At 47.5% G+C, this 15,127-nt stretch carries 12 protein-coding genes; 1 reads left to right on the top strand and 11 read right to left on the bottom strand.

Features of this window, described 5'->3' with window-relative positions; all coding sequences use genetic code 11:
• Position 1: 1 nt before the first annotated feature.
• The 9 genes from narI to H8K52_RS14315 form a co-directional block, all read right to left on the bottom strand.
• Positions 2-685, bottom strand: coding sequence for a respiratory nitrate reductase subunit gamma (gene narI, locus H8K52_RS14355; protein ID WP_186923601.1), 684 nt, complete (start codon positions 683-685; stop codon positions 2-4).
• A gap of 167 nt (positions 686-852) precedes the next feature.
• Positions 853-1,539: a nitrate reductase molybdenum cofactor assembly chaperone gene (gene narJ / locus H8K52_RS14350; RefSeq protein ID WP_186923600.1), complete on the bottom strand. Its 687-nt coding sequence runs from the start codon at positions 1,537-1,539 to the stop codon at positions 853-855.
• Positions 1,540-1,724: 185 nt separating this feature from the next.
• Entirely contained in the window at positions 1,725-3,278 is a 1,554-nt protein-coding gene (gene narH / locus H8K52_RS14345) for a nitrate reductase subunit beta (protein ID WP_186923599.1), read from the bottom strand.
• The gene (locus H8K52_RS14340) at positions 3,275-7,003 is read right to left on the bottom strand and encodes a nitrate reductase subunit alpha (protein WP_186923598.1); all 3,729 of its coding nucleotides are present in this window, start codon (positions 7,001-7,003) and stop codon (positions 3,275-3,277) included. The genes narH and H8K52_RS14340 overlap by 4 nt, the downstream gene beginning before the upstream one ends.
• Positions 7,004-7,380: 377 nt before the next feature.
• Complete coding sequence (locus H8K52_RS14335) at positions 7,381-7,773, bottom strand: putative zinc-binding protein (RefSeq protein ID WP_186923597.1); 393 nt, start codon at positions 7,771-7,773, stop codon at positions 7,381-7,383.
• 43 nt (positions 7,774-7,816) lie between these two features.
• Positions 7,817-8,272, bottom strand: coding sequence for a ubiquinone anaerobic biosynthesis accessory factor UbiT (gene ubiT / locus H8K52_RS14330; RefSeq protein ID WP_186923596.1), 456 nt, complete (start codon positions 8,270-8,272; stop codon positions 7,817-7,819).
• A 12-nt stretch (positions 8,273-8,284) separates the two neighbouring features.
• On the bottom strand, positions 8,285-9,190 hold the full coding sequence (gene ubiV / locus H8K52_RS14325) for a ubiquinone anaerobic biosynthesis protein UbiV (protein WP_186923595.1): 906 nt from the start codon (positions 9,188-9,190) through the stop codon (positions 8,285-8,287).
• Positions 9,191-9,376: 186 nt separating this feature from the next.
• The gene (gene ubiU / locus H8K52_RS14320; RefSeq protein WP_186923641.1) at positions 9,377-10,381 is read right to left on the bottom strand and encodes a ubiquinone anaerobic biosynthesis protein UbiU; all 1,005 of its coding nucleotides are present in this window, start codon (positions 10,379-10,381) and stop codon (positions 9,377-9,379) included.
• Positions 10,382-10,673: 292 nt separating this feature from the next.
• Positions 10,674-11,813: an HPP family protein gene (locus H8K52_RS14315; RefSeq protein ID WP_186923594.1), complete on the bottom strand. Its 1,140-nt coding sequence runs from the start codon at positions 11,811-11,813 to the stop codon at positions 10,674-10,676.
• A gap of 402 nt (positions 11,814-12,215) precedes the next feature.
• Between H8K52_RS14315 and H8K52_RS14310 the strand changes: the two genes are divergently transcribed.
• A complete protein-coding gene (locus H8K52_RS14310) occupies positions 12,216-13,370 on the top strand; it encodes a beta-ketoacyl synthase N-terminal-like domain-containing protein (RefSeq protein ID WP_186923593.1) in 1,155 nt (384 codons plus the stop codon).
• Between the two features lie 49 nt (positions 13,371-13,419).
• On the opposite strand, the gene H8K52_RS14305 is transcribed toward H8K52_RS14310, so the two are convergent.
• The gene (locus H8K52_RS14305; protein WP_186923592.1) at positions 13,420-14,451 is read right to left on the bottom strand and encodes an FAD:protein FMN transferase; all 1,032 of its coding nucleotides are present in this window, start codon (positions 14,449-14,451) and stop codon (positions 13,420-13,422) included.
• Positions 14,452-14,599: 148 nt separating this feature from the next.
• Entirely contained in the window at positions 14,600-14,995 is a 396-nt protein-coding gene (locus H8K52_RS14300; protein ID WP_186923591.1) for a c-type cytochrome, read from the bottom strand.
• Between the last annotated feature and the right edge of the window lie 132 nt (positions 14,996-15,127).

Genomic DNA, 15,127 nt, shown 5'->3' with positions numbered 1-15,127 from the left:
TTTATCTAGGACGTACTAATTGCCATGCACGACTCAAGTAGCCGACTGATGCGAAGCCACTCCACACATGCACCAAGCGGGTGAACGGGAAGATCACGAACAAGCTTAAGCCCATAAATAAGTGCGCCTTGAACATGAATGGTGCAGTCACGATGTAACTGGCAGCATCACCTTTGAAAGTCACGATGTGCTGTGCCCAGGTCATCAACAACACCATCATGTGTCCATCTCGATGATGCAAAGATTCAAAGATCGTAGACAAACCTAAGCCTAAGGTAATGAAGATCCACAACAACAAGACCTTATCGCCAGTTTTCGTCACGGCTGAGATACGTGCGTCGGTAAAACGACGATGCATTAAAATCAGCAAACCGACCATGCACAAAGTGCCAAACACGCCACCCATGACGATCGCGATCATTTGCTTAAAGCCGTGTGAAATTCCCAAGGTATCCCATACAATCACCGGCGTCAGCAAACCGACCATGTGACCGAAGAATAGGCCAAGTACCCCGATGTGGAACAAGATATTACCCACACGCAAATTACCGGCATGCAGCATCTGGGAAGAATCACTCTTCCACGTATATTGTTCGCGCTCGAAGCGTGCCAAGCTACCGAATAAGAAAATCGCTAAGGCGATGTAGGGATAGATCCCATAAATAAATTGATGTAAGTAGTCCATCATAAACTCCTAAAATAATGTAGCCTTGAATACCATCTTGCATGCGACGAAGATTCCTTTGTCTGATGTTGTCGTTCCTGCGTAGACAGGAACCCAGTGTCTTTCGTCCATCAACCGATCGTGTCTAAAGTCACTGGATTCCCGCCTTCGCGGGAATGACGACCATGTCAGATTCGTAGCTCTGTTTCCGTCGCCTTAGCCTGACGTGGATAAAAATTAATCGCCTGCGCACCACCAGATGCCCCACTCGATGAGCAAGATAAACCTGGCTTCAACAAAGGCTCAACACCATCCGCACCCGGGCCAAAGGTTTCCATCGCATCATCCATATCCTGTACTGGCGGCTCGCCCTGCTCTTGCGGAACCACATCGGTAAATGAAGTCAGCAATAAAAACGCATTCGCATACGGACTGTCTTTGCGTTGCAAACGAATGCCAATCGCGGCTAACACGTGGATTGCTTCACCCAATAATTTCTCTGCGGTTTCTGCATCGACCAAGCTTAAAAATTCTAAGAATAGCGGTACATAATCCGGCAATTCGCTCGCTTCTGGCTCAAAACCATAACGACGATATTCCGAAATCAAATCCACCATCGCCTGACCACGATCACGGCTTTCACCATGGATATGTTCGAACAAGTGCAAGGCTACCGAAGGCGTACGATCGAAAGTGCCTACATAGTTTTCTTGCACGCTGATTAGATCACTCTCTTGCAGATAATTGAGCAAAGGCTGCAAGGCATCCGAAGTGTCTTGATCGCCAGCAAGCTCAGCACGAATCTCAGGCAAAGCCGCGATCAAATCTGCCTGCGGGTAACTGAGTAGTGCGGATAAAATGCGATAAATTTGCATACGATTTCCTTTATTCTTTGTGGCTGGTTTTGTGGTTTGAAGTCTCCTCCCCCTATCAATTACATGGGGGGAGGGTTGGGGTGGGGATGGGTTTTGGTGGAATAATTAACGTACAAATTTCCCGACTAAAAACCCATCCCCATCCCAGCCTTCCCCTTGAAGGGGAAGGAGCGAGCCCCCTAAACTTATTCCGTCGTCGACATTTTCTTCCGCGACTTCGGCATATCCACAAAAATCACACTACCCTGCGGCTTCTTGCCAAACAGCGCACCGTCAGAAGTACCGCCAGAGCAACCATTACCAAACGTAAATCCGCAACTACCTTTTTCGTTGAAGCTGTCTTCCACCATCTCTTTATGCGAAGAAGGAATCACGAAACGATCTTCGTAGTTTGCTATCGCCATGGTTTGATACATGTCTTCGACTTGTGCTGCTGTCAAACCGACTTGTTTCAACACTTCATGATCAAGTTCGCCATGCACTACTTCAGAACGCTTGTAAGCACGCATTGCTAGCATTCTTTCAAGTGCTTTCAAAACTGGCTCTTCTTTACCAGCAGTCAAAAGATTCGCTAAGTAACGCACAGGAATACGCAAAGACTTCACATCAGGAATAATGCCGTTCATGCCCATGTGACCAGCTTCTGCTGCCTTTTGAATTGGAGACAGAGGTGGTACATACCAAACCATAGGCAAGGTGCGATATTCTGGATGCAATGGGAAAGCAATCTTCCACTCCATCGCCATTTTGTAGACTGGCGATTTTTGAGCAGAGTCTATCCAGCTCTCAGGAATGCCATGCTTGCGCGCTTCAGCAATCACTGCTGGATCGTGCGGATCCAAGAAGCAATCTAATTGCGCCTGATACAAATCTTGCTCGTTCGGCGTCGATGCCGCGGCTTCGATTTTATCTGCGTCATACAGTAGAACACCGAGGTAACGAATACGACCTACGCAAGTTTCGGAACAGACAGTTGGCTGACCTGCTTCAATACGTGGATAGCAGAATGTGCATTTCTCTGCTTTGCCTGAACTCCAGTTGTAGTAAATCTTTTTGTAAGGGCAACCAGAGATACACATGCGCCAGCCACGGCACTTATCTTGATCGACCAAAACGATGCCGTCATCTTCCCGTTTGTAGATCGAGCCGGATGGGCAAGATGCTACGCAGGCTGGATTCAAACAGTGTTCGCACAGACGTGGCAAGTACATCATGAAAGTCGATTCGAAAGTGCTATACATTTCTTTTTGTATGCCTTCGAATAATGCGTCACGACTACGTGAGCTAAATTCGCCGCCTAAGTCATCTTCCCAGTTCGGGCCCCAAACAATCTTGTCCATTTTTTTGCCAGTGATGACAGAGATAGGACGTGCCGTCGGTGGCGTCTGTGACAATGGGGCGTTTTGAAGGCGCTCATAGTCAAAGGTGAATGGCTCGTAGTAATCGTCGATCGATGGCAAATTAGGATTGGCAAAAATATTCGCCAAGATGCGCAGCTTACCACCTTGTTTTGGCTCTAATTTACCTGCGTCATTACGATGCCAACCGCCCTTCCACTTGGCTTGATTTTCCCATTCTTTAGGGTAGCCAATACCAGGCTTAGTTTCGACGTTATTAAACCAAGCGTATTCAACGCCATCACGACTAGTCCAGACGTTCTTACAGGTCACGGAACAGGTGTGGCAACCGATACATTTATCTAGGTTCAACACCATGCCTACTTGTGCGCGAATTTTCATGACGCTGCTCCTTCTTCTAACTTGCCTTCTAACCAGTCTACTTTTTTCATCTTACGCAAGACCACAAACTCATCGCGGTTACTACCGACCGTGCCATAGTAGTTAAAGCCGTATGCGAGTTGAGCGTAACCACCAATCATGTGCGTAGGTTTCAATACCGCACGTGTGACCGAGTTATGGATACCGCCGCGCATACCAGAGAGTTCTGCGCCTGGCGTGTTCACGATTTTTTCTTGAGCGTGATACATCAAACACATGCCTTTTGGTACGCGCTGACTGACCACGACCCGCGCTGTCAAAGTACCGTTACTGTTAAACACTTCTACCCAATCGTTATCGACTAATCCTGCTTCTTTGGCTTCAATCTCAGAGACCCATACGTGAGGGCCACCACGTGACAAGGTCAACATACGCAAGTTATCAGAGTAAGTCGAATGAATACCCCACTTTTGATGCGGTGTAATCCAATTCAACACGATCTCTTTTTCACCGTTAGATGATTTGTTCAACATCGGCGCAACGGTCTTGGTATCAATCGCTGGCTTGTACACACACAAACCTTCGCCAAAATCAAGCATCCAGCGGTGATCTTGGTAAAACTGTTGGCGACCGGTCAATGTGCGCCAAGGAATATATTCATGCACGTTGGTATAACCGGCGTTGTAGCTGACTTCTTCCGATTCCAAACCAGACCAGGTTGGTGCAGAAATAATCTTACGCGGTTGTGCCTGCACATCACGGAAACGGATTTTGTCATGCTCACGACCAACAGCTAGGTGCGTGTGATCGCGACCCGTGATTTTACCTAACGCTTCCCACGCTTTGACCGACACATGACCATTTGTTTCAGGTGCAAACGTCAATATCATCTCACAGCCATCAATCGCGCTTTCCAGACGTGGGCGTCCTTTGCTGACACCCTCTTCCGTTACTAACTTGGTGATGCCACCAATTTCCTTGACTTCGTGCTCGGTATTCCAGTTAATTCCTTTACCACCGTTGCCCAATTTGTCGAGCAAAGGTCCGATCGACGTGAACTTCTTAAAGATGTCTTTGTAGTTACGTTCCACCACGATCATATTTGGCGCTGTCTTACCAGGAATCAAATCGCATTCGCCTTTTTTCCAATCTTTAGGCTCAAATGCTTGGCCTAGTTCGCCCGGCGTATCGTGCATCAATGGTTGCAAGACGATGTCTTTGCGTGTGCCCAGATACTCACCACCGATTTCAGTAAATTTCTTAGCGATACCTTTGTAGATTTCCCAGTCAGTTTTGCTTTCCCACAATGGCTGCACCGCTTCACTCAATGGGTGAATGAAAGGATGCATGTCGGAGGTATTCAAATCATCTTTCTCGTACCAAGTCGCGGTCGGCAGAACAATATCGCCGTACAAGCAAGTCGTGCTCATACGGAAATCCAATACCACCAGCAAATCGAGTTTGCCTTCAGCTGCCACCGGACGGAACTTCACTTCCGATGGTTTGACCGCATCATAAGGATCATCAAACAAGGCATTTTGCGTACCCAATAAATACTTCAAGAAGTACTCGTGACCTTTGCCTGAACTACCTAAGATATTCGAACGCCACACAAACATATTGCGCGGGAAATTTTTTGGATTATCGGGATCATCGCAACTCATGTTCAGCGTACCTGCTTTGAGACCTTTGGTCAGATACTCAACTGGCTCGACACCAGCCTTGGCCGCCGCATCGCAAATATCCAGAGGATTAGTCTCCAGCTGCGGTGCTGATGGCAACCAGCCCAGACGTTCAGACTTGGCGTTCATATCGATCATGCTCATGTGGCTAATCTTGGACTTATCTGCGGTCGGTGCCAGAATTTCATCCATCGCCAATTTCTCATGACGCCATTGGCTAGTGTGTGCATAGAAGAAGCTGGTACCGTTCATCTGGCGTGCAGGACGTACCCAATCACTAGCAAATGCCAATGGTGCCCAGCCAAATTGTGGACGCAGTTTTTCTTGACCCACATAATGTGCCCAACCACCGCCAGATTTGCCGATGCAACCGCACATCATCAGCATGTTGATAATGCCGCGATAAATCATATCGTTGTGGTACCAGTGATTTAGAGCAGCACCAACGATCACCATGCTCTTACCTTCGGTGTCATGCGCATTCTGTGCGAACTCACGCGCCACCTGGATCACCAGATCACGTTTGACCGCCGTATGCTTCTCTTGCCATGCTGGTGTGTATGGCACGTCATCATCATAAGACGTAGCAACGGCGCCACCTAATCCTTGATCAACACCGTAGTTCGCCATTGACAAGTCGTAGACCGTGGCGACTAAGGCGACGCTACCGTCAGCCAGCGTGACACGTTTTGCGGGCAAATTACGCTGCAACATATCATTGGCATCAGCACCACCAAAGTAGCTAAAACCGACACTGACGATCTCATCGTGTTTGCCGATCAAGCTTAATTGCGGGTCAATTTCGCGACCGGAACCGCCATCCTTGGCTTCCAGATTCCAACGACCAACTTTCGCACCGTCATCAAACTTGCCTTCACCCCAACGGTAACCAATAGAACCATTGGGTGAAACGATAGTGCCTGTTGTCTCATCAATCGCCAACGTCTTCCAGTCGCCATTATTCGCTTCATCCAAGCCGCCTGGCATCTGTGACGCGCGCAGCATTTGATCCGGCACATAACAACCATTACGCTCAACCAAGCGCACCAACATTGGCATATCGGTATATTGCTTAACATAGCGACGGAAATAAGCTGATTTATTCTCTAAATGGAATTCCTTCAGGATCACGTGACCCATCGCCATCGCGAGTGCGGCATCCGTACCCTGCTTAGGCGCCATCCAGATATCACCAAATTTGACCATCTCGCCGAAATCGCTAGAGACAGCCACCGTTTTGGTTCCCTTATAACGCACTTCCGTGTAGAAATGGGCATCTGGTGTCCGTGTTTGCGGCACGTTGGAACCCCAGACCATTAAATAGGTAGAGTTATACCAGTCCGCTGATTCAGGTACGTCTGTTTGTTCTCCCCAGACCTGCGGGCTAGACGGCGGCAAATCACAATACCAATCGTAGAAAGAAAGTGGCACGCCACCAATCAAAGACAAGTAACGCGAACCTGCCGCGTAGGACACCATCGACATCGCAGGAATCGGCGAAAAACCCACCACGCGGTCAGGGCCAAATTTCTTGATGGTGAAGGCGTTCGATGCCGCAATAATTTCTTGCGCCGTATCCCAATCGGCACGCACAAAACCACCCAAACCACGCACAGATTTATAGCGTGTCGCTTTTTCTGGATTTTGACTAATGGCTTCCCATGCTTGGATCGGGTCCATAGTCTTACGTGCCTCTTGCCACATTTCCATCAAGCGACCACGTATCATAGGATATTTGACGCGCTGGGCAGAGTACACATACCAGCTATACGAAGCACCACGTGGACAACCGCGTGGCTCATGATTCGGCAAATCAGGACGGGTACGTGGGTAATCAGTTTGCTGGGTTTCCCAAGTAATCAATCCATTCTTGACATACACCTTCCAAGAACAAGAACCGGTACAGTTCACACCATGGGTAGAACGCACGATCTTGTCATGCTGCCAGCGGCTGCGATACGCATTCTCCCACTGTCTATCCTCATCCACCACCGCACCATGCCCATCAGAATAGGTGGACTTCACCTTAGACATGAACTTCAATCTATCCAGAAAATGACTCATCTCAAGCTCCTTAATATGCGAGCGGTGAACCTGATGTTCACGCCACTTTGACATGATCAAATTTTAGTTATATATATGTATTACGCCCATTCTTCGGAGCGGTGCCTAAAAGCAGGCGTTGGCACTAGACTGAGATAGTTCTTTAGAACTAGGTCGATTTTCTCGATCGTTTGAAGATTGAATTGACTCAAGCTTGTAGAAAGTAGGTGAAGAAATATCGACAAGATGTTGAGTTCTTCATTCCCGCCTCGATAATAAAAAAGACTCATTTTCATGAGCCTCCAGTTAACAAAAATCACTATTTAATCGCAAAAAATAGTATTGGAAGTGCAAGCAATGAAGCCCTACCCCTTCCTCTATACAGACCATTCACGTTGTCAAGTTTGTTCATTTTCTAGTTCACTTAAACGATACACTTCAAGCAGGCCTTGATTGACCACTCGTGCTATGAGCGCTCGCTCCTCAGGCTGCGCATCGACATGAAATCGTTTACGTGCGCCCTCTTGATTTAAAATCAAATGTACCGTGGCCGTTATGCCAGCCTGCGCCAGGCAAGCTTTCACGCAGGCTAGTGCGCAGCCATCTAAAGCTAAAATGGGACGGCCAGATTGTGCAAGTTTTTGCAACGATGGCACACCACCGCCCACCCCGCTAATACAAGACATTTGCGCCCGCCCGGCTCTGTCCAATTCCAATGCACAGTCGTTAGCCAGTTGGGCGACACTGGAGCATCCTGAGCATGAATATACCAGTGGTAGTTGTTCTAACATATGATGATCCTCACCGACAAATGCTATACAAAGCTGCAAACAACTATACTGATCCCGTATTCAAACCCGAATTCAGTTTTTCTGCGAGCAGATTCAACCAAGCTGGACGTTCACTCGCATCGATCCAATATTTCACCGCAATGCCGAGCTCTGTATCGCCTTCGATTTTTAAGCGACGGCGAAAGAATAAAGTGTCGGCGTCTTCCAAGGCAGTTGCCAGCCTCAAAAAATCCATAGCACAGGCGCTCAGACTGACGTCGGTAGTTTGATGTTGGATGGCTTTAAAACGACCATGATCACAACGAAAGCAAAGGCATAGGCCGAGATCTTCGACGTAGATTCGAAAAGTTTTGTCGTATAAATTTTCTGGTGCGACGAGCCAGCTGCGTTGTCGCGCCAGCGCCAAAATCAACATTAAAGGTGCGCTGGCAACAGGTGAAGGCAAGTGTCGGCCGATTTGGCCAAAGACACGGGGAAAACGAAAATCAGTGAGGTTCATCATAGAATAAATTTAGTTTGCATGAATTGGAATCGTTTGCCATTGCATGCCTGAACTACCGTTCCAATAACCATTGCAGCGCTCAGATTGCGGCGGCAAAAATGCAGGTTCAATCACCGCTGCTTGTTCGCGGCGGCGTGCGGTATCAAAGGCGTGGACGATTTGTTCCATATAGTTGGACTGCACTTGCAGACGCAAGATATCGACTTGCAAGTTTTTGAGGGCAGGAATTTGTGCACTCAAATCCAAGCAATTCGCGCTTTGGGTTTGTATGCCGTTAATGGTCAGAAAATCGCTGTGCTCGCGGGTTTGTAATGCCAATCCATCGGGATAATGTTCACAGCGAAACTCGCAATTGTCTTTGCGCAGGCGATGATGGCGTGCAGTGAAGCATCGAGAAGAGAAGGCGAGCGCCATGCGTCCCCATACTTGCACTTCGGTTTCTAAACCAACTGGCCGTTGCGCCTGCAATACCGCCAAATCCGCACCACTTAATTCTATTGGCGGGGTAAAGCGCATCGCGCCCAATTCACGCAACCAATTCAAGGTGCCAGTGTGATATACATTTAAATGTGGTCCCGCGACAAAGGGCCGTCCTTGCATTGCACGTACGGCGCTAAAATCATTCGCTTCGATCAGAAAATCTTCCGCAACCGCCGCATCAATCAATTTATGCATGGCTCGTCGATCAGCTTCGTTATCAATCAAAGTTAAGCTTGAAAGCACCACTTGTTTACCCGTATCGCGACAAGCTTTCGCCAAACCAATCCAATCCGGCAAACGCATCACATGCCGACGCGAACAAACAACTTCGCCCAGATAAATAATATCTACAGGCCAGTTCATCGCCTCTACATAAAATTGCATCGTGCTTTCTTTAGACCAGTAATAAGACAGTGGTGCGAGGGATAGTTTCATAAGGTCTTTAAGTTTATATTTTCAAACAAACAGTAGAACGACGACTAGTGAATCCAATACGCCATAATCGTGCTCAGGAATTCGACTCTATGGATGCAGGGCTAGGCGCCAAGCACTGCGATGCGTCAGTATTGCGAGCATAGTCAACGCCGTAATCCGCCCTGTGATTGAATTTGCAAACTACGCTCATTTCCAGGGACGTTCGAATGCTCCTTGCGTCACCTGCGCTCCCTCAGCATGTTTCGCCAAGGTCGCATTCCAATCCGGCCTCGCTGTATATCGCTCAGGATCACGTTCAGCTGAATCCAGCGCTGCGCGCAAAGTCCCAACCACTTGTGACACATAATTTGGACTACGTTGACGACCTTCAATCTTGATCGCTTTCACGCCCATTTTGAGTAACTGCGGCAGCAAGCCGATGGCATTCAAACTGGTCGGTTCTTCTAAGGCGTAATCGACTTGCCCTTCGACTTCAAAACGACCTTTGCACAGCGTCGGATAACCAGCCGCTTCATTCGGTGCATAGCGGTCGATTAAGGTGCCGCTCAAACGCGCGGATAAGACCTTGTCTTTTTCTTCCCAGCTAACAGCATGACCAGGCGAGCATACGCCTTTGTTATTCGGTGAATCACCCGTGACATAACTCGATAACAAGCAACGTCCTTCAGCCATCACACATAAGCTACCGAAACCAAACACTTCAATTTCAACTTCGGTCTGACGAATGATTTTTTCAATTTCAGTCAGTGTTAATACGCGTGGCAAAACAGCGCGACGTATGCCAAATTGTTCGCGCATCAATTCGATTGCATCGACCGTGGTGGATGAACTTTGCACAGACAAATGCAAACGCACATCAGGATAACGATGACGTGCGTAAGCCATTAAACCAGGATCCGCCAAAATAATCGCGTCAGCACCTAGCAGTACTGCGGTATCGATGGCAGCGCGCCATTCGTGCGCCATTTGCGCTTGCGGGTAAGTATTGATCGCGAACAGAACTTGTTTGCCGCGGTGGTGGGCATATTCCACGCCAAGCCGAATGTCGGCATCGGTAAAATTGAGACCACCAAAATTACGTGCATTGGTGGCATTGCGTAAGCCTAGATAAACGGCATCAGCGCCTTTGTCGATGGCTGCTTTGAGTGCAACTAAGCTGCCGGCAGGCGCTACGAGATCGATTGTTTTCATGCGCAAGATGGTAGCGATACGCTGTAGGCGTGTCTTTGTCTTAGGTCAATGAAATCATGGATGCACCAAACAGTAACAAAGGTTGGCAGGTGCAACCTACTTCATGCACTATGAAGTTCTGTTACTAGATATCTAGTAATGCCGCAAAAACATAATTCAAAAATCTTGAACATCAAACTTAGCCAACCACAAGTGTGTCGTCAACGACTACCTAGATGAAATTCATTACTCCCACCGATCTGAAGATCGTCAACACCAAGCATTGAAAACCATCGCAATCATAAACAATGGTCTAAGTATCGAGCGGTTTATCAATCTGCATACGATACAAAGTAGCGATCAAATCCGTTTGTGTAATCACACCTTGCAACTCGCCACTCGAATTCAAAATCGGAACAGAATGCAGACCAAGATCGGTAAAAAGCGCCACCAGTTCAAGGATATCGGAATCGTCTACTTTAGCCTGGACTGAAGTGTTCATGATATGACCTGCAACTTCATATCTACTACCAGTCAAACGATGTGCATTCTCCAGCAATTGCCGCAAACGCAGGTCAAAATCATGGTAAACATCAAGACCCGCATTTTTTAAGAAATCAATGAGGCTTATTGTTCCAATCACTTTTCTTTGATCGTCAATGACTGGCAGTGTTTTGACTTTATGGGTTCGTAATAATTGCCAACACTCTTCGAGCCTCGTTTCAAACTTAACTGTGACGACATGGCGTGACATGATTTCACTACACCGAATCACTCCGTGTCGCCGACGTTGCACTTGTATCTCGGTATTCGTAATCAATGTTTGTAAATCAGTTCGACTAATATCGAGTAATTTTCCGTGCTTAGCCAAGATAACATCGAGATCAGCGCTGGTAACACCTAATCTAGCGCTTATTTGCGGATCGCCTGTTCGATGCAAATTCTCGCTTAACCTTGCAGATTGCGGGTAATTCACCTTTCGCAAATGGTGAAATCCTGCCGCAATGATGACCAAACATGTCGACTGCAGCACAACGACTCCCAACACAAAATACCATTCAAGGTGCTCTATTTGTGTCCCACCAAGCACTGCCAAAAGTGAAACCGCTCCGCCTGGTGGATGTAGGCTACTAGTAGCAAACATTACCAAGATCGAAAGCCCAACAGCCAGCGAAGCGACAAACGGATGATGACCGAGCAAGGTCGCACACCCAACACCGATACTTGCGGATATAAAATTGCCAAAGCATACCGACCATGGTTGCGCTAGAGGGCTAGATGGTAGAGCAAATATTAGTATAGAAGTGGCTCCCATTGGCGCTACCAATAGAGGAATCGATCCATAACTGCCCCAAATGAGAAAGCTCGATACACTCGCGAATAACAAGCTCGACAAAGCACCTGCTGCAATGAGAAAACGATCCTTGTATCCCAGCTTGTTTGCTAGGGGCAAGAATCGTCCAAATGTTGCTTTAACATCAGAGAGATAGAAGCTTTTATTCACTAGAGAATCACAAGATTTTGGCATCAGTACGTCAACTGGAAAGAAACTTAATATTCCACTGGTTTCGCCTTATCTCCAAGTCGCTTCCTTGCCTTAGATCAATAAAATCAAACGTCGAATAAGTCTTATTTCGTTTTTTTATGCTCGCGTGGCGATCGCAATTGGGATCGCAACGGCTAGTAAATCATTCTCTCTCCGTTCTTATGACAAGCTTTCTTGATGAGAGTAAAGCTTTTACCTCTCTTATCTTGCAGTCATACGTGCAAGCCACTAGAGTTCGTTTTTTTTACATTCAAGTTTGTGCAATGAGCGACTTGATTGCATTTGCTTTTATCTTTCCCAAACTTATATATGAAATCAAGAATTGCCATCACCGCACTCAATACCATTTCTGCGCTTGGATCAAATCCAGAGGAAATTTGGCGTCATTATCAAAATTCACAAACTCATATTCAAAAGAAGTTAATCAACGGTGAAACACAATTCGTGGCTAGTATTCCTGATGATTTACAAACGCAACTACAATCAATTCGTACAGAAAATACACAGTACCAACATCTTGATGCGAGTGTTATCAATGCCATGTGGGTCGCACGTCAGGCAATAGAGCAAGCGAAGTGGGGAAATGATCGCCAATTCGGCGTCTTTCTCGGCTCATCAAGAGGAGCGACACAACAATTGGAGACATATCACAGGACATTTTTAGACGGAGGGACTGTTTCTCCTCATACCTCACCAACGACCACGCTAGGCAATCTAGCTAGTTCAGTTGCCAGAGATCTTAAAGCAACGGGACCTAGCACTTCGTTATCGGTCACCTGCTCCACCTCTCTGCATGCCATATTGAATGCGGTCGCGTGGCTGCGTTCTGGCATGGAGACCCGATTTCTTGCGGGCGGTAGCGAAGCTGCACTCACGTCGTTTACTTTGCATCAGATGCAAGCTTTGAAGATTTATGCGAAGGATGATGCGGAATATCCGTGCCGCGCCTTGGATCTGACAAAAACGTATAACAGCATGGTGTTAGGTGAAGCTGCGGGTGTCGCCTGCTTAGACATTAACCCAGAAGCGATTGCGATAGCGTACATTGATGAAGTCGGTTACGCAACCGATGATGCGTTCACTAGCACTGGCATGTCTGAGGCCGCAATTTGCTTTCAAAAATCGATGCGAATGGCAATCGGAGATACAGATCCTAGCGAGATAGATGTCATCGTGATGCATGCGCCAGGAACAATCAAAGGCGATCTCTACGAGTGGCAAGCGATTCAACAAGTTTTCTCACACGAGAAACCAATGTGCACGACAAATAAGTGGAAAATTGGGCATACCCTTGGTGCCTCGGGCATACTAAGTTTGCATATGGCTGTACTCATGCTCCAGCATCAACATTTTATACCTGTGCCATATATTCCGATACCAACACCTCGCAAACACATTCGAAAAGTTCTGGTGAATGCGGTTGGTTTTGGCGGGAATGCGGTCAGTATTTTGCTATCGCGTTAGTCGCCTCAAAGTGTAGCTGAGGAAGGTCAAACAAAGGTCAATCGTCAGCTTAGCTACGTACCAAGCGACGCGCCATTCCAGATGATGTCCAGAGTTGATTGTTGGCATCGACGATCAATGCATCCACATCGCTCATCTGCTGAAGTCTGGTGCGACCAGATTGTGCGCCGGCCACCATAATGGCCGCCCCCAGACCATTAATCGCTTCGAGATTATCGCTAATTAATGTTACGCCATGCGGCCCTTTGGTCGGGTAACCTGTTTTGGGATCAAGTATGTGATGCAAGCGTTGTCCCTCGTGCATGACATATCGTTCGTAGTCGCCTGACGAAGCAACAAAACCTTTGTTCAATGCCACCACGCCGAGTAACTGATCAGGTTGACGCGGATCACGCAAACCAACTCGCCAATCTCGTCCATTCAGTTGGCCGTTCACCAGCACATCTCCACCACCATTGATCATGGCATTGACCACACCATGTGCGAGAAGTTGACGCATGCCCGCCTTCATAATCGGTAATTTGGCGATACCTCCCAAATCGAGCCGCATACCTCGTTGACTAAGGAAAGCAGTTCTTTTACGAGCGTTAAGAATTAAGCCCTTGGCGCCAATTAGCGGCAATTGTGACGCAATTTGCTGGGCACTAGCGATGGAAGGAGACGCCGCATCAAAGTTCCAATCACGTAACGCACCAACGGTAACGTCAAAGGCTCCCTTACTCATTTTCGTGACACGCTGTGCCATCTCAAGTACTTCCAATAATTCAGCCGATACCTGCACCGCTTGCAAGCCTGCAGCCAAATTAATGGCGTTAAGCTCGCTATCACTGCGGTAGCGGCTCATCATATCAGCGAGCCGTGCCATTTCGCTCAAAGCTGCAACCGCAGCAGTTTTCATCAAACTTGCATCTGCACCTTGCAAAGTCAGATCAAGGCGGGTGCCCATCATTGTTTTGGAAAATTGGTGTATATCAGATTTTGCCTGCACCGGAGCAATCAACAAACCACAAGCAAACAAAGGAAGACCGATCGCCAGTTGGCGGCGTTTAGGCGATGCTAGTTTGGCAGATAAAGTAGTCATGAATTGAAATCTTCTTCACAAAGAGAGGGCAAACTTCTCACAAAACTATTTCAGTTATGTGCGCTGACTCAAGCACTAGGTGTGCAGCAAATTTTCACCACACACAACATGCATAAACCCAAAATTACGTCATTTAATTCAACAGAGATCAGCGAGACTGAGCAACCATATAGTCGACCGTTGCTTTCACATCGTCATCGCTCAAATTTGCCGCACCTCCGCGCGCAGGCATCTGCCCTTTCGCACCGGTATATCCTTCTAAAGCATGCTTATACAAGACATCCATTCCCTGGGCAATGCGTGGTGACCAGTCCGCCTTATCACCTGGTTTTGGCGCACCAGCCACATTGGCCGCATGACACATAGAGCAAGTTTTTCCATAAGTCGTTTTACCAATCACATTTTCTGCAGCAGCGGGCGCAGCGGCAGCCACTACAGCGCTAGCGGAAGCAATTGGCGCCTCTGCTTCTTTTTTATTGCAGCCGCTGATTAAAGCCAGACTTGCCAGAGTGAGCGCACTCAACAATTGAGTAGATAATTTCATGTTTTTCCTTGAATGAGTAAGGTATAAAAAAACCAGAGACGAAAGACGGAAGATTGGCGACACGCATGAGCATGATTATATTCAATAACATTCGACAAAAATCGCCCCACCTATTGTAAGTTGCGCTAAAAC

It is taken from the genome of Affinundibacterium seohonense (assembly GCF_014284305.1).
In the GTDB taxonomy this organism is placed as follows: domain Bacteria; phylum Pseudomonadota; class Gammaproteobacteria; order Burkholderiales; family Burkholderiaceae_D; genus Undibacterium; species Undibacterium seohonense.
This window is presented reverse-complemented; position numbering and strand designations above follow the sequence as displayed.

What these genes read in the sequence shown, in the direction of transcription:
- narI (WP_186923601.1), bottom strand. Translation starts at nt 685, where the DNA reads ATGGACTACTTACATCAATTTATTTATGGGATCTATCCCTACATCGCC.
- narJ (WP_186923600.1), bottom strand. Translation starts at nt 1,539, where the DNA reads ATGCAAATTTATCGCATTTTATCCGCACTACTCAGTTACCCGCAGGCA.
- narH (WP_186923599.1), bottom strand. Translation starts at nt 3,278, where the DNA reads ATGAAAATTCGCGCACAAGTAGGCATGGTGTTGAACCTAGATAAATGT.
- H8K52_RS14340 (WP_186923598.1), bottom strand. Translation starts at nt 7,003, where the DNA reads ATGAGTCATTTTCTGGATAGATTGAAGTTCATGTCTAAGGTGAAGTCC.
- H8K52_RS14335 (WP_186923597.1), bottom strand. Translation starts at nt 7,773, where the DNA reads ATGTTAGAACAACTACCACTGGTATATTCATGCTCAGGATGCTCCAGT.
- ubiT (WP_186923596.1), bottom strand. Translation starts at nt 8,272, where the DNA reads ATGAACCTCACTGATTTTCGTTTTCCCCGTGTCTTTGGCCAAATCGGC.
- ubiV (WP_186923595.1), bottom strand. Translation starts at nt 9,190, where the DNA reads ATGAAACTATCCCTCGCACCACTGTCTTATTACTGGTCTAAAGAAAGC.
- ubiU (WP_186923641.1), bottom strand. Translation starts at nt 10,381, where the DNA reads ATGAAAACAATCGATCTCGTAGCGCCTGCCGGCAGCTTAGTTGCACTC.
- H8K52_RS14310 (WP_186923593.1), top strand. Translation starts at nt 12,216, where the DNA reads ATGAAATCAAGAATTGCCATCACCGCACTCAATACCATTTCTGCGCTT.
- H8K52_RS14305 (WP_186923592.1), bottom strand. Translation starts at nt 14,451, where the DNA reads ATGACTACTTTATCTGCCAAACTAGCATCGCCTAAACGCCGCCAACTG.
- H8K52_RS14300 (WP_186923591.1), bottom strand. Translation starts at nt 14,995, where the DNA reads ATGAAATTATCTACTCAATTGTTGAGTGCGCTCACTCTGGCAAGTCTG.